Origin of the sequence: Pelomonas dachongensis, assembly GCF_043555865.1 — a bacterium.
Lineage (GTDB): Bacteria > Pseudomonadota > Gammaproteobacteria > Burkholderiales > Burkholderiaceae_C > Pelomonas > Pelomonas dachongensis.
Genome location: NZ_JBIGHY010000010.1, coordinates 36,816 through 55,818, shown reverse-complemented (window position 1 = coordinate 55,818; position 19,003 = coordinate 36,816). Strand labels below are relative to the sequence as shown.

15 protein-coding genes are annotated in these 19,003 nt (G+C 64.6%); 6 read left to right on the top strand and 9 right to left on the bottom strand.

All coding sequences use genetic code 11. The features are described from left to right. Nucleotide 1 precedes the first annotated feature (1 nt). From ACG02S_RS22015 to ACG02S_RS21990, 6 genes are read left to right on the top strand one after another with little or no spacing between them, the layout of a single operon-like run. Nucleotides 2–1,207, top strand: a complete 1,206-nt coding sequence (locus ACG02S_RS22015; protein ID WP_394472645.1) for a glycosyltransferase — start codon at nucleotides 2–4, stop codon at nucleotides 1,205–1,207. Beyond that, nucleotides 1,200–2,516, top strand: coding sequence for a putative O-glycosylation ligase, exosortase A system-associated (locus ACG02S_RS22010; protein WP_394472644.1), 1,317 nt, complete (start codon nucleotides 1,200–1,202; stop codon nucleotides 2,514–2,516). The genes ACG02S_RS22015 and ACG02S_RS22010 overlap by 8 nt, the downstream gene beginning before the upstream one ends. A 17-nt stretch (nucleotides 2,517–2,533) precedes the next feature. Further along, nucleotides 2,534–3,472, top strand: a complete 939-nt coding sequence (locus tag ACG02S_RS22005; RefSeq protein ID WP_394472643.1) for a polysaccharide deacetylase family protein — start codon at nucleotides 2,534–2,536, stop codon at nucleotides 3,470–3,472. Nucleotides 3,473–3,525: 53 nt separating this feature from the next. Further along, complete coding sequence (locus tag ACG02S_RS22000; RefSeq protein ID WP_394472642.1) at nucleotides 3,526–4,605, top strand: Gfo/Idh/MocA family protein; 1,080 nt, start codon at nucleotides 3,526–3,528, stop codon at nucleotides 4,603–4,605. A gap of 10 nt (nucleotides 4,606–4,615) precedes the next feature. Next, a complete protein-coding gene (locus ACG02S_RS21995) occupies nucleotides 4,616–5,203 on the top strand; it encodes an acyltransferase (protein ID WP_394472641.1) in 588 nt (195 codons plus the stop codon). After that, nucleotides 5,204–6,301 (top strand): DegT/DnrJ/EryC1/StrS family aminotransferase, encoded by a 1,098-nt coding sequence (locus ACG02S_RS21990; protein WP_394472640.1) that lies wholly within the window; start codon nucleotides 5,204–5,206, stop codon nucleotides 6,299–6,301. A gap of 6 nt (nucleotides 6,302–6,307) precedes the next feature. On the opposite strand, the gene wecB is transcribed toward ACG02S_RS21990, so the two are convergent. The 9 genes from wecB to ACG02S_RS21945 all read right to left on the bottom strand — a co-directional run bounded on the left by wecB (nucleotide 6,308) and on the right by ACG02S_RS21945 (nucleotide 18,882). Further along, complete coding sequence (gene wecB, locus ACG02S_RS21985; protein ID WP_394472639.1) at nucleotides 6,308–7,423, bottom strand: non-hydrolyzing UDP-N-acetylglucosamine 2-epimerase; 1,116 nt, start codon at nucleotides 7,421–7,423, stop codon at nucleotides 6,308–6,310. A 19-nt stretch (nucleotides 7,424–7,442) separates the two neighbouring features. Then, nucleotides 7,443–9,116, bottom strand: coding sequence for an asparagine synthetase B family protein (locus tag ACG02S_RS21980; RefSeq protein WP_394472638.1), 1,674 nt, complete (start codon nucleotides 9,114–9,116; stop codon nucleotides 7,443–7,445). 15 nt (nucleotides 9,117–9,131) lie between these two features. Beyond that, nucleotides 9,132–11,003, bottom strand: a complete 1,872-nt coding sequence (locus ACG02S_RS21975) for a GNAT family N-acetyltransferase (RefSeq protein WP_394472637.1) — start codon at nucleotides 11,001–11,003, stop codon at nucleotides 9,132–9,134. Between the two features lie 381 nt (nucleotides 11,004–11,384). Continuing rightward, nucleotides 11,385–12,641, bottom strand: a complete 1,257-nt coding sequence (locus ACG02S_RS21970; protein ID WP_394472636.1) for a glycosyltransferase — start codon at nucleotides 12,639–12,641, stop codon at nucleotides 11,385–11,387. A 48-nt stretch (nucleotides 12,642–12,689) separates the two neighbouring features. Continuing rightward, nucleotides 12,690–13,376: an ABC transporter permease gene (locus tag ACG02S_RS21965; RefSeq protein ID WP_394472635.1), complete on the bottom strand. Its 687-nt coding sequence runs from the start codon at nucleotides 13,374–13,376 to the stop codon at nucleotides 12,690–12,692. A 5-nt stretch (nucleotides 13,377–13,381) separates the two neighbouring features. Beyond that, nucleotides 13,382–14,215 (bottom strand): hydrolase 1, exosortase A system-associated, encoded by an 834-nt coding sequence (locus tag ACG02S_RS21960; protein ID WP_394472634.1) that lies wholly within the window; start codon nucleotides 14,213–14,215, stop codon nucleotides 13,382–13,384. Continuing rightward, complete coding sequence (locus ACG02S_RS21955) at nucleotides 14,212–15,024, bottom strand: hydrolase 2, exosortase A system-associated (protein ID WP_394472633.1); 813 nt, start codon at nucleotides 15,022–15,024, stop codon at nucleotides 14,212–14,214. The genes ACG02S_RS21960 and ACG02S_RS21955 overlap by 4 nt, the downstream gene beginning before the upstream one ends. An 86-nt stretch (nucleotides 15,025–15,110) precedes the next feature. Beyond that, the gene (locus ACG02S_RS21950; RefSeq protein WP_394472632.1) at nucleotides 15,111–15,368 is read right to left on the bottom strand and encodes an acyl carrier protein; all 258 of its coding nucleotides are present in this window, start codon (nucleotides 15,366–15,368) and stop codon (nucleotides 15,111–15,113) included. A 103-nt stretch (nucleotides 15,369–15,471) separates the two neighbouring features. Next, nucleotides 15,472–18,882: a hypothetical protein gene (locus ACG02S_RS21945; protein WP_394472631.1), complete on the bottom strand. Its 3,411-nt coding sequence runs from the start codon at nucleotides 18,880–18,882 to the stop codon at nucleotides 15,472–15,474. Nucleotides 18,883–19,003 lie beyond the last annotated feature (121 nt).

Sequence of the window (19,003 nt, the reverse complement as noted above, 5' to 3'; positions counted from 1 at the left end):
CATGCGCGTGCTGACCTTCTCCTCGCTCTACCCGAGCGCCGCGCGGCCTCAGCACGGACTGTTCGTCGCGGCGCGGTTGCGCGAGCTGCGCAGACGCCAGCCCGACGTCGAGGCGCATGTCGTCGCGCCCGTGCCCTGGTTCCCGTTCAAGGCCGCCGCCTTTGGCGACTACGCGGCCTGGGCACGCACGCCGCTGCGCGAGGAATGGCAGGGCCAACGCGCCGACCATCCGCGCTACCTGATGCTGCCCAAGCTGGGCATGCACCGCCAGCCCGACGCGATGGCGCGCGCGGCGGCGCGCTGGATCGCGCGGCACGGTCTGCAGTTCGACCTGATCGACGCGCACTACTTCTATCCGGATGGCGTGGCAGCTGCCGCGCTGTCACGCCAGCTGGGCAAGCCGCTGCTGATCACGGCCCGCGGGTCGGATCTGAACCTCATCGGCCAGGACGAACGCGCCCGGGCCCGCATGCTGGACGCTTGCGATCAGGCGAGCGCCTGCATCGGCGTCAGCACCGCGCTGGTGGAAGTCCTGCGCGGGTGGGGCGTGCCTGAACGCAAGCTGCATGTCATCCGTAACGGTGTGGACCTGGACCGCTTCGCGCCGCGTGATCGTGTCGCCGCGCGTCAGGGGCTGGGCCTGGACGTGCCAGGCCCCATGCTGCTGAGCGTGGGCAACCTGCTGGAGCTGAAGGGGCATGCGTTGCTGGTCGAGGCCGTGCATCTGCTGCGCGAGGACTGGCCGATGCTGCAGTTGTACATCGCCGGCGAAGGCGCGGAGCGTGAGCGGCTGCAGGCGCAGATCGCCCGGCTGGACTTGGGCCGTCGCGTCACGCTGCTGGGCGCCGTGCCCAACGCCGCGCTGCCCGACTGGTACAACGCGGCCGACCTGTTCCTGCTGCCGTCCAGCCGCGAGGGGTTGCCGAACGCGTTGCTGGAGGCACTGGCCTGTGGCACGCCGGCACTGGCCAGCGCCGTCGGCGGCATTCCCGAGGTGCTGGGCGACGCGCCGGGTGCCGGTGAGTTGCTGGCCGAGCGTTCGGCACAGGCCATCGCCGACGCGCTGCGCCGCTGGTTGCCGCGCGAGGCGGACCGCGACGCGGTGCGGCTCACCGCCATGGCCTATTCGTGGGACAGCAGCATCGCGGAGCTGCATGCGTTGATGCAGCAGGTCGTCCGCGGGCGAAGGGAGGCCGGTCATGCGTGACCTGGTGTTGGCAGCCGTCATCGCCTGGATCGTTATCCAGGCGTTCCGCCGGCCGTGGATCGGCATCCTGGGCTGGACGTGGATCAGCATCATGAACCCGCACCAGTTGACCTGGACGCTGCGCACCATGCCGATCGCCGCGGCCATCGGCGGTGCGACGCTGATCGGCCTGTTCATCACCAAGGACCGGCGCGACTACTCGCTGAACCGCGAGAACATCACGCTGATGCTGTTCATGCTGTGGATGTGTATCACGCTGCCGTTCTCGATGCTGTTTGACGAGAGCTTCGAGTTGTGGACACGGGTCATGAAGATCGACCTGATGATCCTCGTGGCTTTGGTGCTGCTGCACAGCAAGCGCCACATGCTGCTGCTGACCTGGGTGCTGGTCGTGTCCATCGGCTTCTTCGGCGTCAAGGGTGGCGCGTTCACGCTGGCCACCGGCGGCAGCTACCGGGTCTGGGGGCCAGAGAACACCTATATTGAAGGCAACAACGAGGTTGCGCTGGCCTTTGTCATCGTCATCCCGCTGATGCGTTTCCTGCAACTGCAGATGCAGGCCAAATGGGCCAAGATCGCGATGACGGTTTGCATGGTGCTGATGGCGATGGCGGCGCTGGGTAGCCATTCGCGCGGCGCGCTGCTTGCCATTGCGGCCATGGGCCTGGTTCTGTGGTGGCGTGGCAAGAACAAATTGCTGGGTGCCATCGTTATGGTCGTCATGGCGGTCGTCATGTTGTCTTTGATGCCACAAGAGTGGTGGGATCGCATGAACACCATCAAGACCTATGAGCAGGATGATTCCGCATTGGGCCGCATCAACGCTTGGGGTATGGCCTGGAACTTGGCGAAAGACCGCATTTTCGGCGGCGGCTTCATGGTCTCTAGTGCCGGGATCTTTGCCATTTACGCACCGGAGCCGCTGCGTGTACACGCAGCGCACAGCATCTACTTCATGGTGCTGGGCGAGCACGGTTTCATCGGTCTATTTCTGTTCGTGACGCTGTTCACCATGGTGTGGTTCTCGGCCGGTCACCTGCGCGTGAAAGGGCGCCTCCAGCCGCAGACGCAGTGGTTGTCCGACCTGGGCGGCATGCTGCAGGTCAGCCTCGCCGGCTATGCGGTGGGCGGCGCCTTCCTGTCGCTGAGCTACTGGGACCTGCCGTACAACCTGCTGATCCTGGCGGTCGTCGGCCGGCGCTGGCTGGTGCGCAAGGAGTGGCAGAAGGAGAAGGAAGAGCCGCTGATCTACTGGCCCGAGTTCCTGAAGAAGCGTTTCGAAAAGAAGAAAAAGGTGCCGTCGCTTTGAAGCCGCTGTTCTCCCTGATGTCCCCCGCAGGCAGCTCAGCGCGGCTGAACGTGCTGATCTTTCACCGTGTGCTGCGCGAGCCCGATCCGCTGTTTCCGGACGAGGTCGACGCCGCCCGGTTCGACGAGTTGTTGGGTTGGGTCAATTCGTGGTTCAACGTGCTGCCACTGGACGAGGCGGCACGCCGGCTGCAGGACGGCAGCCTGCCGGCCCGCGCTGCGGCGCTGAGCTTCGACGATGGCTATGCCGACAACCACGACGTCGCGTTGCCACTGCTGCAGCGCCACGGCCTGCCTTGCAGCTTCTTTGTTGCGACCGGCTTCCTGAACGGCGGCCGCATGTGGAACGACACGCTGATCGAGGCGGTGCGCCGCAGCACATTGCCTACGCTCGACCTGCGCGGCCTGCAGGATGCGAAGGGCGCCGACCTCGGCCAGCACGCGCTGGGCGAAACCGATACACGCCGTGAGTTGCTGGAGCAGCTGATCGGGCGCGTCAAATACCTGGCCCCCGAACCCCGGGTGAGCTGTGTCGATGCCATCGCCGCGCGTGCCGAGATCCGTCCGCCCGACGACCTGATGATGACCAGCGACCAGGTGCGGGCGCTGCGCGGGGCCGGCATGCAGATCGGCGCGCACACCGTCAGCCATCCCATCCTGGCGACGCTGGATGCAAACGCCGCCGCCGACGAAATCGGTCGCAGCCGCGACGTGCTGCAGCAGACCTTGGGCGAGCGCGTGGGCCTGTTCGCCTATCCCAATGGCAAGCCGGGCACCGATTACCTGCCCGAGGTGCACCCGGCGATCGTGCGTGAACTGGGCTTCGACGCCGCCGTGTCCACGCGCTGGGCCGCGGCCCGGCGTGGCGAGGACGTCTTCCAGATCCCGCGTTTCACGCCCTGGGACCGGGGCCGCTTCAAGTTCGGCCTGCGGCTGGCGCGCAACCTGTTGAGCTGATCCGGCGGGCGCGCCGGCGCCCGCACGACAATGACGGCCTATCCATGCTCAGGATGACTGCCTTGCGCCCGTCCATTCACCCCGCCCTGGGCCGCAAGGTCCGCTTCGCACTGATCGGTTGCGGCCGCATCGCCCAGAACCATTTTGAGGCTATCCGCAAGCATGGCGAGCGCGCCGAACTGGTGGCCGTGGCCGATGTGAACCCGGCAACGCTTGCCGATGCCGTCGCCAAGACGGGCGCTCGGGGCTTCGCCTCGCTGACTGAACTGCTGGCGGCGAAGGCCGAACTGCAAATCGACTGTGTCGTGCTGACGACGCCCAGCGGCCTGCACCCGCGCCAGGCCATCGAGGTGGCGCGTGCCGGCGTGCACGTGATGACCGAGAAGCCCATGGCCACGCGCTGGCAGGACGGCCTCGCCATGGTCAAGGCCTGCGATGACGCCGGTGTGCAACTGTTCGTCGTCAAGCAGAACCGCCGCAACTCGACGCTGCAACTGCTCAAGCGGGCCGTGGCGGAAGGTCGTTTCGGTCGCCTGTACAACGTTGCGGTCAACGTGTTCTGGACCCGCCCGCAGGCCTACTACGACAGCGCCGAATGGCGCGGCACCTGGGAGTTTGATGGCGGCGCCTTCATGAACCAGGCCAGCCACTACATCGATCTGCTGGACTGGATCTGCGGGCCTGTGGAAAGCGTCATGGCCTACACGGGCACGCTGGCGCGCAACATCGAGGTCGAGGACAGCGGCGTGGCCGCGCTGAAGTGGCGCAACGGTGCCATGGGCACCGTCAACGTCAGCATGCTGACCTACCCGAAGAACCTGGAAGGCTCCATCACGCTGTTAGGCGAGAAAGGCTCCGTGCGCATCGGCGGCGTGGCCGTCAACGAGGTCCAGCACTGGCAGTTCGACGCACCGCACGAGATGGACGGCCAGATCGCCGACGCCAGCTACCAGACCACGTCCGTCTACGGTTTCGGCCATCCGCTTTACTATGACAACGTCATCAATACGCTGTGCGGCCAGGCGCATGCCGAGACCGACGGCCGCGAGGGCCTGAAGTCGCTGGAGCTGCTGATCGCGATGTACATGAGCGCACGCGACGGCAAGCGGGTGAACCTGCCGCTGGCCTACTGAGGACGACGCCATGGCCACCACCATCCACCCCAGCGCCATCGTCGATGAAGGTGCCCAGCTCGGCCCCGACTGTCGCGTCTGGCACTTCGTGCACATCAGCGCCGGCGCGCGCGTCGGCGCGAAGTGTTCATTCGGCCAGAACGTCTACGTCGGCAACGACGTCGCCATCGGCAACAACGTCAAGATTCAGAACAATGTGTCGGTCTACGACGCGGTGACGCTCGAGGACGACGTGTTTTGCGGCCCCAGCATGGTGTTCACCAACGTCTACAACCCGCGCTCGGCCGTCACGCGCAAGGACGAGTACCGCCGCACGCTGGTGAAGCGCGGCGCCACGCTAGGCGCCAATTCGACCATCGTCTGCGGCACCACCGTGGGCCGCTATGCCTTCGTCGGCGCCGGTGCCGTCATCAACCGCGACGTGCCTGACTTCGCGCTGATGGTGGGCGTGCCGGCGAAGCAGATCGGCTGGATGAGCCGCTTCGGCGAGCGCCTGGAGTTGCCCGCCAGCAGTGTCCAGCCCGTCGAGGCCACGTGTCCCCACACCGGTGACCGCTACCGCCTGAGCGGCCAACAACTCCAACTGATCGAGGCCTGAATGGACTTCATCGACCTCAAGAGCCAGTACGCAGCCCTGCGCGACAACATCAACGCCCGCATCCAGACGGTGCTGGACCACGGCCAGTACATCCTCGGCCCGGAGGTCAAGGAAATGGAAGCCGCGCTGATCGCCTACACGGGGGCGAAGCACTGCATCAGCGTCGCCAGTGGCACCGAGGCGCTGCTGATCTGCCTGATGGCGCTGGACCTGCAGCCTGGCGACGAAGTCATCACCAGCCCGTTCACCTTCGCGGCAACGGCCGAGATGATCGTGCTGGCTGGCGGCGTGCCGGTCTTCGTCGACATCCAGCCCGACACGGCCAACATCGATCCCACGCTGATCGAGGCCGCCATCACGGCCAAGACCAAAGCCATCATGCCGGTGAGCCTGTACGGGCAGGTGGCGGACATGGGCGCGATCAATGCCATCGCTGCGAAGCATGGCCTCGCCGTCATCGAGGACGCTGCGCAGAGCTTCGGTGCCAGCTATCAGGGCAAGAAGAGCTGCAACTTGTCCACCTTCGGCTGCACGAGCTTCTTCCCTAGCAAGCCGCTGGGCTGCTACGGCGATGGCGGCGCCATCTTCACGAGCGACGACGTGCTGGCCCAGGCGTGCCGCGAGATCCGCACGCACGGCCAGAGCCAGCGCTACTTGCACACCCGGATGGGCGTCGGCGGCCGCATGGACACGCTGCAATGCGCCGTCGTGCTGGGCAAGCTGGACCGCTTCGAGTGGGAAGTGCGTCGCCGGCTGGAACTGGGCGATGCCTACAAGCGCAAGCTGCAGGCCGCGATTCCGGGCGTGCAGTTGCTGGCCGTTCGCGAGGATCGCGACTGCGTGTGGGCGCAGTACACCGTTTTCGTCAACGACCGCGAGGCTGTGCAAGCGCGGCTGAAAGAAGCCGGCGTGCCGACGGCCGTGCACTACCCGCGGCCGCTGCACCACCAGCCGGCGTACGCGAAGTACAGCAGCCCTGAAGCCTGCCCGCACAGCATCGCCGCGGCCCAGCGCGTGATGAGCCTGCCGATGAGCGCGGACCTCACGGACGCGCAGCAGGGCTCGGTCGTGGCGGCTTTGGCCGAGGCGCTTGCCTGACGCGAGTCAGGCCTGTAGCCGGCGCACAAGCTCCCGCACGATTCGTTCTGCAGCCATACCATCCCACAGTGCAGGGCGGCGGCCCACTTTGCCATGACCTGCCAGAACTTGCCGGCAGGCCTCGAGCACCCGCGCCGGGTCGGTTCCGGCAAGCACATTGCTGCCTTCGTCCACGGTCACCGGGCGCTCGGTGCTTTCGCGCATCGTGACGCACGGCACGCCCAGCGCCGTGGTTTCCTCCTGCAGGCCACCGCTATCGGTCAACACGACGGCGGCATCTTTCCAGAGGTGCAGGAACGACATGTAGGACTGAGGGCCAAGGACATGCACGTTCGCTGCCAGTTGGATGCCGAGCATTTCCAGGTTCTTGCGAGTGCGTGGGTGCATCGGGAACACGACAGGCACCTCGGTCGCCAGCGCGTTCACCACACCGGCCGCGCGGCGCAGGTTCTCCTCACCATCGACATTGCTGGGGCGGTGGAGCGTCACCACCGCATAGCGGCCCAGTTGCCGCTTCACGCCATCGGTCTCCAGCGTCGCGGTTTCGAAATCACGTTCCAGCTTGGCGGCTTGGTACAGCAGGTTGTCCACCATCACATGGCCGACGTCGTGGATGGCATCGCTCAGTTGGCCCTCACGCAGAAGATGAGTACGGCCCGATGGCTCAGTCACGAAGAACCAGTCAGTGATGGCATCGGTGACCAAGCGGTTGATTTCTTCCGGCATGCCTCGATCACCGCTGCGAAGCCCTGCTTCGACGTGCGCAACGGGCACTCCGGCCTTCTTGGCAACGATCGCGCAGGCGAGCGTTGAATTGACGTCACCGACCACGAGACAGCACGCCGGTCTCTCCGCAGAGACGCATGCTTCGTAAGCCACCATGATCTTGCCGGTCTGCTCTGCATGCGTGCCGCCACCACAGTTCAGTCGCACGTCGGGTGTCGGAATTCCAAGTTCCTGGAAGAACACGTCGTTCATGTCGCGGTCGAAGTGCTGGCCGGTGTGGATCAGGCGCGCCTGCAGGCGGCCATCCGCAGCAATCGCCCGCATCAACGGCGCGATCTTCATGAAGTTGGGGCGAGCGCCAGCGATCAGATGAATGAGAGGGCGAGTGGTGGGCATGGTGCTCGTCAGCAGGGGTTTAGGCAAAACGGTAGTCGGGAGCGTGCGATCGCAGCCACTGCTCCAGCATCATCAGGATCCAGACCATCTCGCCGTAGTAGCCGGCGTGTTCCTTCAGGCGCTGGGTCAGCAGGCTCTCCACGAACTCTGCGCGCACGATGCCGCGGGCCGCGATGCCGCGCAGCGACTCGGCTGCCAGCGCGTTGAGCGCCGCATCCTTGACCGCCCACGGTCCGAAGGGCAGGCCGAAGCCGTGTTTCTTCTTCGTCAGGATTTCGTCCGGCAGGAAGCCGCGCAGCGCTTCCTTGAAGAACCAGCGCAGCTTCAGGCCCTTGAGCTTGTAGCTCGTCGGCAGCTTCAGCGAGAAGTCCAGCAGCCGCGTGTCCAGCAGCGGGAAGCTGACGTCCACGCCCGCCAGGCCAGTGGTGCCGACGACCTTGGGCAAGTCGTTCTCGGCCAGCGTGTAGCGCCAATCGAAGGCCAGCATCTGGTTGACCAGACTGGCGTCGTGCGGCCCGGCGGCCCAGGTGGCGCGCTGGTGCTGGCGCGGGCCGTCGGTGTCCACGGCGGCCAGGAAGGCAGGTGTCAGCACCTCGGCCATGCCCAACCGGTCCAGCAGGTTGTAGCTCTGCATGCGGTCCGGCATGGGCACGCGCGCCTGGCGGATGTAGCTGGTGCCCTTTTTCAGCAGCGGGATGTTGCCGGTCACAGGGTTCATGAACAGTGGGTTCAGCATGCCGGCGCGCAGCGGCGACGGGATCTGGCTGTAGACGTGGAACACACGCTCCTTGGCATAGCGCGTGTTGCCGCCGAACAGCTCGTCGCCGCCGTCGCCGGCCAGCATGCGCGTGTGGCCATCGGCGCGCGCCTTGCTGGCGCAGTAGAAGGCCGGCACGGCTGAGGAGTTGCCGAAGGGCTGGTCGTAGTGCGCCGCGACATCGGGGATGGCCTTCACGAGGTCGGCCGGCGTCACGTAGTACTCGTGATGCTCCGCGCCATACGCCTTGGCGGCGATGCGCGCGTATTCCATCTCGTCGTAGCCCTCGGAATCGAAGCCGATGGAATAGCTGGCCGGCGCCTTGCCGGTGGCCTCGCCGAGCAGGCCGCAGACGGTGGAGCTGTCGGTGCCACCGCTGAGGAAGCAGGCGGTCTGTCCGGGGGCGGCGAGGCGCTCCTTGACGGCGCTGCGCAGGATGCCGCGGAACTCGTCGCGCAACGCGCCGAAGTCCGGGTTGACCTGTTCCTCGAACCTCGGCACCCAGTAGGGCGCAACGGTCAGCTGGCCGTTTTCATACAACGCGTAGTGCGCGGGCGGCAGCCGCAGGATGCCGGCGTAGATGGTGCGTGGCGATGGGATGCAGTGGTGGAACAGGTAGGCGAACAAGGCCTGCGGGTCCAGCTCCTGCGTGCCCAACTGACGCGCGAGGTCATCCGCCCGTGTCGCGTAATGCAGCTTCCCGTCCTGCACTGCGTAGCAGAGACTGTGCACCGCAAAGCGGTCCACCGCGAGGAAGCTGCCCCCGCCGGGCAGCTCCAGCGCGATGGCGAACTCGCCACCCACATCGGCGGCGCAGGCCGGGCCGCGCTTGGCGTAGGCCTGCTGCCAGTCTGCCAGCGGATCCGCGGTCGACGCAGCAAAGCGGGGGAGGCCGGAAGCGAAGGGCGTGTCGGGCGGCAGGGCGTTGGCTTGCATGGACTCGGGGCGGAATCAGGACGTGGGATTGTCGACGGGTTGGGCCGGCGCGCGCAGAGCACGCAGACGCCGCCAGGTGTTGCCCAGCGCTTGGCGAGCCAGGCCCTTCAGGCCACGCAGCGTCGCCGGGTCGTAGGCGATGAGACCGTGGCGTTCACGGCGGTGACTCATCCAGGTCTTCTTGTACGCGTCGTCGCCGATCAGGTAGTCGACCTCGGTGACCTTGTCGTGGTCGATGGCCTGCTCCAGCAGCAGCGCGGTGAGAAGCGTGCCGGGCGCGATGGCCTTATAGGCCTCGTCGTAGGCGACCTTGTAGATGTGCGCGCGACCGGCGTTGACGATCCACAGCTGCGCCGCGATCGGCTGGTCGCCGATCCAGGCCAGGCCCAGGCGCAGCCAGCCGCGGCGGGCGCACAGGCGGATGAGCCCGGGGACGAAGTCCACGAACGGTTCGGGCACCTTCCAGCTCGCCCCGTAAACGGCCTCATAGGCAGCGATGCCGCGCTCCACGTCGGTTTCGTCACGGATGATCTCCAGCCGGCCGCCGGGCTCGGCGGCCAGCCGCTTGGACATGCGTTTGATGGTGCTGCGAAGCTGGCCGCTGCGATTCTTCAGGTAGGTGGCCCAGTCGTCTTCGACTCGCAGGTGCCAGTTGCCGAAGGCGAAGTACTGCTGAGGCCGCAGGCCTGCCAGCCGCAGCGCCTGGCGCAGAAGGCGGAACTCTCGCGTCTGCGGATCCATGGGCGAGAAGCGAAATGCCGCCGTGCCCCGGTGGCTGCGACGCAGTGCCGTCGTGAGTGGCAGCAGGTCGTCGGAGGTCAGATCGTTCTCGAGAATCGGCGCATAGAGCGTCGTGTAGAAGTTGGACAGCGCCCCGACTTCGGAGCTACCTCCGTCAGACTGCAGGCTGACGGGCAGCACGGCGATCGAGCGACCCTGACGCTTAAGCACAAGAAATTCCGCGCGAGTCGCTCCGCCAGTGAAGACGGTGTCCGCCAACAGCCCGAACCAGTCAGCACCGAGTTCCACATAGGTGTCTTCGGCCCTACGCAGCAGTGCCAGTGCGTCATCGGGCATCTCGCGCGGGTGCGCGAAGCGTTCCACGGTGGAGCCGCTGCGCTGTGCCATGACGTCGGCATCGAGCTGTAGCTTCGGACGATAGTGCTTCCAGGCCTGTCTGCTGCGTCGCAGTAGGCCGTAGAGAAGGGGCAAGCCTTGGTACCGGTACACGCTCACATGGTTGATCCAGCGTTGGGACGTCGACCAGGCCAGCTGGTCAGGACTGGCGTCGGTGTAGAACTCGACTTCGCCGCCGCTCGCGCGGTCAAACAAGTCCTCCAGGACCCGCAGCAGCAGCACGCGGCCCGGCGCCAACCGCTCGAAGGCTTCGTTGTAAGCGGTCTTGAGGATGATGGCCGTCCTGTGGCGTAGCAACACTAGCCGGGCGGCGATCAGCTGGTCGCCAAGCCACAGTTCGTAGACCAACGCCTCGTTACGGGTTGCGTACTCCTGCATGACCTCTGTGTAGAAGCGGCCCTGAAGGTTGTCCTCTCCCACGGCTGTGCCTTCGCGGCCTTTCCAGCCGCTGCTTTCCAGCGCGCCATAGCGAGCCAAGGCGGCCGCCATCTGGTCGGGTGCGCTGACGACGTGCAGTCGCTCGCTACCTGCCTCGGATTCAAGGCGCCGCAAGTAGCGACGCATGTTCTTAATCAGGTTGCGCGGGCGTTGAGCCCAGTAGTCATCGAAGCTGCCGCGCAGGCTGATGCTCATCGTCAGCGTATGAGGCAGGCTTCTCACCGGCTGGCCGGGGAGTTCCCGCAGGTCACCGAATCGCGGGTCGTTGCAGAGCAGGTCCAGTTCGCAGGCAGGGCCGGGCAGGGCGTCCATCAGGCCGTCGAGATGGAGCTTGGGCGACACCAGGATCGGGCCGATCTGCATCTGCGAGGGTAGAAAGGTGCTTCGCACGCCCATGCCTTGCGACTTCGCGTTCAACAGCATCATGCCGACGGGCTCACCGTTGCTGTCAAGTGCCGTTGCAAGCAGCACGTCACCGATGCCGAGATGCCGCAGCGAGGCGTCTACGAAGTCCGCGCTCAGCATGGCGTGGCCGTTCATGAGGCGTTCGTTGAGCCTGTCCCAGTGCGTGCGGTGCTGGCCCAGGCCCAGCTTCGATTTGAGCGGTGTGACTTGCCAGCGGACGGGTTCGGACTCTTGCGCCATGCTCGACTTCACAAGGACTTGGACGAGCCATTGGCGGTCCGCGTGGCTTTACGCATCATTTGGTCGGGCTCCCATCTGGCCCGCAGTGACGGTGCCCAAGAGCCGTGCCAGCTCGGCTGTGCGGGCGTCGCGTGAAGCCAGCGCGACCTGGGCGGGGTCTGGACGCGGGTAGCTCTCGGCGGCGTCTTCGGCTCGGACAAAGTCCGTCAGCAACCGCGCGATGGCGGTGGCGTCGTCAAGCGCTGCATGCGTGTGCAGCCCTAGCGCCCGCAGCACGCCTACGGTATCTCCATTTGGGTCCGAAAGACACAGCACCGGCCGGCGGCAGCGCAATGCCTCATACAGCTTTGCCGGGATCTGCTCGTTGCAGTTGGCCGCTTGCAACACGAGCAGCGCGTCGGCGGCGAGCATCTCGGCAAGGGCTTCCTTGTAGCCAGTTGCCGGCAGTATCTCGATCAACTCGGTGACACCCTGCTGAGTCGCCAGGCGCTTAAGCAGATCCTCGTGCACGGGAGCACGAAATCGAAGGCGCAACCGGTGCGCAACGTGCGGTGCGTCACGCTTGAGGGTTGCGATTGCCATCAGCAGGTGGGTGGGGTCACGCTCCCAGGGATAGACGATGCCGCTATGCAGCACCGTGAGATGACCAGGGTTGAGCGGCTGAGGCGTCCCTTTGCGCTCCACATCGGCGAAGCTGGCTTCGTCGTAGCCGTTCTCCAGCACGCTCATTTTCCGTGCTGCGTTTGGGTAGCGTTGCTGGTAAATCCGCGCGGCGCCAGGGGTCGTGAACACCATCGCCGCAGCACGATGCGCCGAGGCCTTCTCGATGTCCAGGAACCGCGCTCGCGTGGCAGGATCGGCAGGGTAGTTCTCCTGCGCCATCGGATCGCGAAAGTCCGCAATCCACGGCAATCCGGATCTGCGCTGCAAAGCGGCGCCGATCACATGGGCCGTGGCGATGGGATAAGTGCTCCACAACGCCTGAATACCATGCTCACGGATCAGCCTCAAGCCCCTTCTCACGGCATCGAAGCGCCATGTCGTCCAGCGGTCCGGTCGTGCCAGCCAGCCTGGATAGCGGCCGCCGATGGCGAGATGGCGTGCGCTGTCCAAGCCGAATGCTCGTTCCACGGGCAATGAAGGTGGCAGTTCGCGCAGCAGATCAGGAGCACATCGCTCGTAGGCGTGCGGCTGAATGGTTAGCACGATGGGCTGCCAGCCGTAATCGGGCAACTGCTGCGCAAAGCGCAGGGTGCGCTGGATGCCGCTTGATCCCGCCAAAGGCGGGAAGTGGTAGGCGATCAATAGAACTCGGCGTGGACTCGGCATGGGTATCCTGAGATGGCGCGAAGATCAGCGCGGTGCTGCCTGGGAGGCACTTTGTGCGGCTTGCGGCGCCTGTGCGCCAGCGTCAGGCGGATCGCGCCATTTGCCTCCCTTTTGTAGCCGCTCCTTCAAGTCTGTCCTCGGCCATCCCATCTCAAGTGCCTGCCATGCATGGCCCAATGCTCGCTCGGTTTCACCCAGATCCATTAGCAGCATGCCGAGATTGAAGTGCGACATGCCGACCAGGTTGGGCATTCTCTCGATTGACTCGACGATGACCAGAGCGTCGGCATTGAAGTTCATCCGCTGGAGGAATGAGGCATACAGCATCCGGACCAAGTGGTCATCCGGCTGGAATCGCATCGCTCTGTCAAAATAGCAGTCAATGCTGCGTTTCAATGCTTGTGGGTGCCGTTGCTTTGATCGGATCCCTAATTCGGCGATAGAGGCGAGTGCCAGGTGGTGGTTGGGTGACGCGCGCAGTGTGTAGTCGATATCGCCCCCCAGCGATCCACTCTGGCCTCGGCGCAAATTGCGCACATCGCTATTGAAGTGGGCGCGATCCACGATCTCCAGTAAGCGCCCCCGCTCCCGTCGGTAGTCAAATGGACCGTATGCGTTTTCCAGGCTGCCACAGGGATGCTCAGGCTGGCCAAGTGCTGGAGCCAACTGCAGGGCCAGCACCCCGCCTGCAACCCATCGAGTGAAAGCCATTCGGTTCATGTCAGAAACTCCCGCTGAAGCCAGCCATGTATTTCGTCTTGCATCCGACGTTCATGCGCTGCGTTGGAGAATGTATGGTCTGCGCCAGGCTGGGTGCTGCAGGTCAAGGCCGTACGCCGCTTCCACGCCGGCAGCTGAAGATCGAAGCCCATCGTGAATTCCTGCGCAGTCAAATCTTCGGAGGAGATCTGCAGCAACAGTGGGCGGTCGTCGCTGCGCCATGCGCGCACCATGCGAGTGTGGAAAGTGTCTGCCACCTGCGGAGCTTGTGAGGCGAGTCGCCTGTTGTCTATCCAGCCGCGCAGCGCATGCAGTCCGACACCGCCGCGCAGCAGCTTTTTCCAGAACTCGGGCGACGCGAGCCGCTTGGCGTAGTAACTCCTGACCAGTGCAGTGGCTTCGCCCTGAGCGCTGCGAAACCACGGGTTCTGCAGGACAAGGCCGCTAACACGGAAATCGTTCCGGGACCCGCAGTAGATCAACGCTGCCGATGCGCCGTCGCACAAGCCATACAACACGATGTGCTTCAGGCTGGCGCAACGGTGGGAGAGAGCATTCACTGCAGCTGCAATATCGTCCTCGATCGCGTCGAACTCGCGGGCCTGTCCTTCGCTGTCTCCCATCCCTCTGACGTCGAACCGCAGCACAGCGTGACCCGCAGCAGCCAAATGGCGAGCCAGTCGCGTGAATTGCCTGTGGCTGCCGGCCCGATACTGGGGGCCGCCGACCACGATCACGACGCCAACCTTCGCGGCGTCGCCATGAGGTTCGGCCAGAATGCCGATCAAGGCATCCCCGTTGCAGTCGAAATGGAGAACCGACTCCTTCACAGCAACGCCTCCAAGGAGGCGTCAATCAACGCAGGAGAGGTTTCAATCTCGGTGCTCGCCCAGAAGCTGGGGCCGACCACTTGCCGCGCGGCGACGCGCCACCCGGCGTCGTGCCACGTGTTCATCGCTTGTTGCACGACGGGTGCGAAAACCACCGCGGATGGCCCGCCCATGGCACGCGACGTGATGTCTATCCATTCGACCCGTGCAGCCGGGCCCGCCGGCACAAGCCGAGCGGTCTCCAAGCCGTTCGCCAGGTCGGGCGACAGCCGATATCCAGCGACTTCCACCGCCTCGCCCCCCGCGAGTTGCTGCTTCAGCGTCTGCACAACGCCTTTTTTCTGACCGCCGCCCAGCTCCGCCGCCATCTTCATCCGCAGAAACTGCTGCAGCGCCAGTTGGCCGGACGTCACGGGTTGCCAGAACAGGTGATTGACAGCACGCCCCCATGCCTCACTGGCCAGCAGACTGCTCGCGCGCAAGCTCCACAGCCACAGCGGCGAATCACCCGCATGGCAGTCCAACCAGGTGAGGCCGAGCCGCACGTCATCCTGCCAGCTGGCCCAGCTGGCCTGGTGGAAGTCGCCGGACGAATCTCCGCACCCCCTCAGATCCATCTGCAGCACAGCATAGCCGGCCTGCGCCATGGCACGGGCCGCAAGACTTGCCATGCGCCGGGTCTTGTTCATCTCTTCGGCAAACGGGTGAAGATAGAGCACCCGACCTACCGTCTGCGTGGCGGGCGAATGGAAGATGCACAGCCTTTGCTCGCCCTCGCCAGCTGGAAGAAAAAAGATTTCTCTGTTCATCGTCGTCGCGAGCGCGCGGTGGCCACAGAACCTGCGTGACGGACCGGTGCATCGTTCAACCGGCCCATTTCGGCTGCCAAACCGCGTCAGCCCACGCGGGCTGCCACGAAGTCAGTCAAGGCCCCGACGGTCGCGAACGTATCACCATCTATGTCATCGTCATCCACGACCAGACCCAGCTGCTCTTCCAGGGCAGTGATCAGGCTGACAACGGCCATGGAATCGAGTTCGGGCAGGGCGCCGAGAAGTTGCGTGCTGCGCTCAAACGTCTGGGCCCGGCCCTGAAGGCTGAGTACATCATCGAGAAGCCTCAGTACGTGGCCGAGTACCTGATCGTTTTCCATGAATAGGGTCCGCAATGCAAGCGCGGCAGTTTACGAGGCTTCGCCTTGAAAACCGTCCTGCTGATTAAGCTCAACCCTTCATCCGAGGGGAATCCCGCAGTGTTTAGCTTGTTCGCATGAACAGCACGTCGCCGTAATAGTCATTCGCGATCACAATTCCCTGCAGCTGCGGCACGTACTGAACGGAGTTGTGAATTCCGTTCTGCCTGGCTTTTGGCACTACACCCCCGGGCGACGGGTCTGCAACATGGAGGTCGGCCGCTCGGACAGTCAGGACTCTGATCTTGCTGTTGTCATTGAACACGACTATGAACAGGTCATTGACTTCGTCGTAAACGACGCCGTTGTAGCCGCCCAGCGTGAGCGCCTCGGCACCTAGGCCATTGAAACTGACGGGCTGCCTGCTGCCGTCTAGGTTTAGCACCATGGGCGCGGTGGGCGTGTAGCTGCCGACGACCAACATGCGGTTGCGCAACGTGTCGATGGCCGCGCCTGAATACCAGGGAGCACGGCTGACGCTGGAAAGCCTGTCCCAACGATTGGTGATGCTGGTCCACCTATACCAACCATCACCACTGTTGCGGGAGTAGTAAATGTCCCCGGTCAATGGATGGCCGACGCAGAGGCATGCGGTGGGATCGCCGGATCCCGGGAACTGGCTAATGTAGTCGGGGCCGTCCCAGTCACCTTTGGACCTGTCGAAACTGAATGAGCGCGACATGCCGACTAGCGGATAACCCGCGGGTGGCTCAGCGAACGGGCCGAGCAGTCCTTTGCTGGCAACCACTACCATGCGATCCAGCCGCTCAATGTACTGGGTTGCATAGTACGTATGCACAGCAGCCGGGCGGTTGTCAAGATAGAACTGTGCGTTGTTCAGGACGTCGGTGCGAGCAGAGGGTCTGCATAGTTCGACCCATCGCGGGCTGTCGGCTAGCAGGTCGAGTGCGTTGACTTCGTTACCCGCGTAGTCCGCATGCCCTCCCGCGGCACCCAGCATGTAGATGCTGCCCTTGCGCTTCAGCGTGGCGCCACACCAGGCACTGATCTTTGAGCTGGGGCCTGTGCTGCCCAAGGGGCGAACGGCTGGCTCGATGTTTGATAGCGCTGTTCCTGGGATCGCCTTCCACTGCCACGGCGCCAGCCCCTTCGCCCACGCTGGTGTTGCCACCTGAGGAGGCCTCGCCTCTGCTGGCGATGAGCCACCGGGAGCCGGAGCAGGCGCGGGGGGAGTAGGGGCGGGGGGGGGGCTGGATGCTGGTGGTGGTGGTACTGGCGGCCGCGGAGCTGGCGCAGGCGGAACCGGCGGTGCGATCGGTCCAGCCGCCCCGCCAGGGATCGCATGCACGCCCCAGACCGGTGAGACGCTCATGTTCGCAATGAAGGCCGGCCAATTGGAGGCGCCTGTCATGCGTGCATAGGCTTCTGCGGCACCAGGCACGCGATGACGCACGGCGTAGGAGATGGCGGGCAGGAGGTTGCCCCAATAGCTGGTGCTTTCGGGGAAATACGCACCTCTCAGATCCCCGGCAGTGCCAGGATTCGCGACGCCGAGTGTGGACTGATAGAGGACGCCCCAGTTTGCTGGCCAAGGGCCCGTGCCGCCCATCCAATCGGGCTGATCGACCGTTGCCACGACCATTGTGTACGAGGCGGCGTCGCGATAGAGCCATTCGGTGCTGCCAGTGCCACCTAGGCGGCCGATGACACTTCTGGCCTTCCATGCAAAAAACGCTTCCAGCTGCTTTGAGGCTTCCGCGGACAGCCGGGGCTGCATGGCCAGCGCATAGCCAAATGCTGCCGTGTAGAAGTCCTGTTGCCAGGGCGCCTCGGTCACTTTGCCATCCGTCGAATTGCCATAGGCATCGCCGTAGGGTGCCACGATGCCGAACGGATTGTTTGGCTGCGCGACGTAGGTCGCGTAATTGAACTCAACATTCGCTGTCAGCGACGCCAAGAATTCGACGCTGAGCGAGTCATCATCGGGAGTGGCGACGGCGGCCTGAGCAAGCGTGCGTATGGCCCAAGCGGCGCCGCGTGTCGTTGCAGCGCCAGAGGCCGACAGGAATATGCCCCGGCTGTATTGACGTTGGTTGTCGACCTGTCCGAGGAAGTTGCGCGTTGCCGCAAACTGCAACTGCTCCAGAAAGTAGAAGCGGCCCGTCGCAAGATACGCTACATAGCCAACCGAAGGGTGGTGGGGTATGTCCCAGTGCTGAGCCGCCGTGCCGGATTCCCGAGCAGGAAATATTAGCTTCGTCGAGGAATTGGTGCTGAGATTCGGGTGGTCGCTGAATCGTAGTGGACGCTGAGTGGCTTCGTCCCGGTAGTGCAGCGGATAACGCCCGGCACTGTAGGCATTTCGCTGCACGGCCCTATAGGTCACGTCCAGCTCGTCACTGGCCAGAAAGGATACATCCCATTCCGGCAGCAGTCCGATGGCGGCCTGGTAGCCGGTGTTGCCCATGCCGGGGGAGTAGCTGCCTTGCTGCAGCGGAACAAACGTCGAGGGCAGTCTCGCCACTGCGGGAGCGCCCGGTTTGAGTTCGCCGTGATAGCTGGGCACCAGTTCCGAGGCTTGCAAGGCGTGCCTGCTTTGGCGTGCGACGGTGCCGGGGTCGCTGCCCAGCCAGTGCGACAGCATCGTTCCTTCAAGCAAGGGTGTGCGGCTGTGATGCGGGAGATCGATGGTTCGCGCGAACCGCTGCACCCCGTTCAACAAGAACGTGTAGGTGGAATTGCAGTTCCTCGGTGAAGCGACCTGGATGAAACCGTTCTCAATCCACGGCAGGATTTCTACCGCGCCGTTCACATAGCATCGCACTTCGAGCCAGGCGACCAAATGCTTGTCTGCGCCGACGGGCTTGCGATAGATCCAGCTCGACATCTGCGGTCCGTTGACCCAGGTCGACTGTGGTGATTCCCAGTCCGAGTCTGACCACGTCGCTTTGCCAAACGCGCCAGCGCCGACCTCGGCCGTCATGCCTGCGGACTTCAGTTGTGCCAGCGTGACCGCGGTAGTCGAGGTGGCCGCCTTGCCGGCGGACATCTGCACCGTGATGGCCTGGCCACTCGTCAGTGTGGCGACGCCAGACAGCAGCGCAAATTTCAATGAGCCGTCTGGCCAGCGGTTCTTGACCTGGACTTGTACGCCAGCGATCGAAGCGATGGCGGACTGGCCGGCTGGAATCTCTCCGTTCCGGAACGCATAGCCGAGTGTGAATGGCGCTTGCGTGACCCCCGCGCCAGCGCTCACCGTGAAATGACTCGCTGTCGAGGTGGATGATGGAGAGGGCGCTGCGGGTATTGCAGGTGCGGGCGAGACGTTCGGGCTCGTCGCGGCATCTGACGCGCCAGATGAATTGCCAGATGCGGGTGGGCTTACCGCGGCGGCGCCGGCAGAGGCGCCTGCGCCCGCATTTTCAGCGTTGCCGCCGCCGCAGGCCGGCAGCGCGGCTACGCCCACGGTGGCCATCCAGCGACGCAAAAACTCTCGACGATCGTGTTCGTTCATTGGCTACTCTCTGCCCTAAGACGCCATGCACTGACGCCCATCTAAGCTGCGGGCATTGTCGCCTTTAAGGCTGGCTGTCTACGTAGCCTCTTGGCTGTGTCGTGCGTGGAGTCACGTCCGT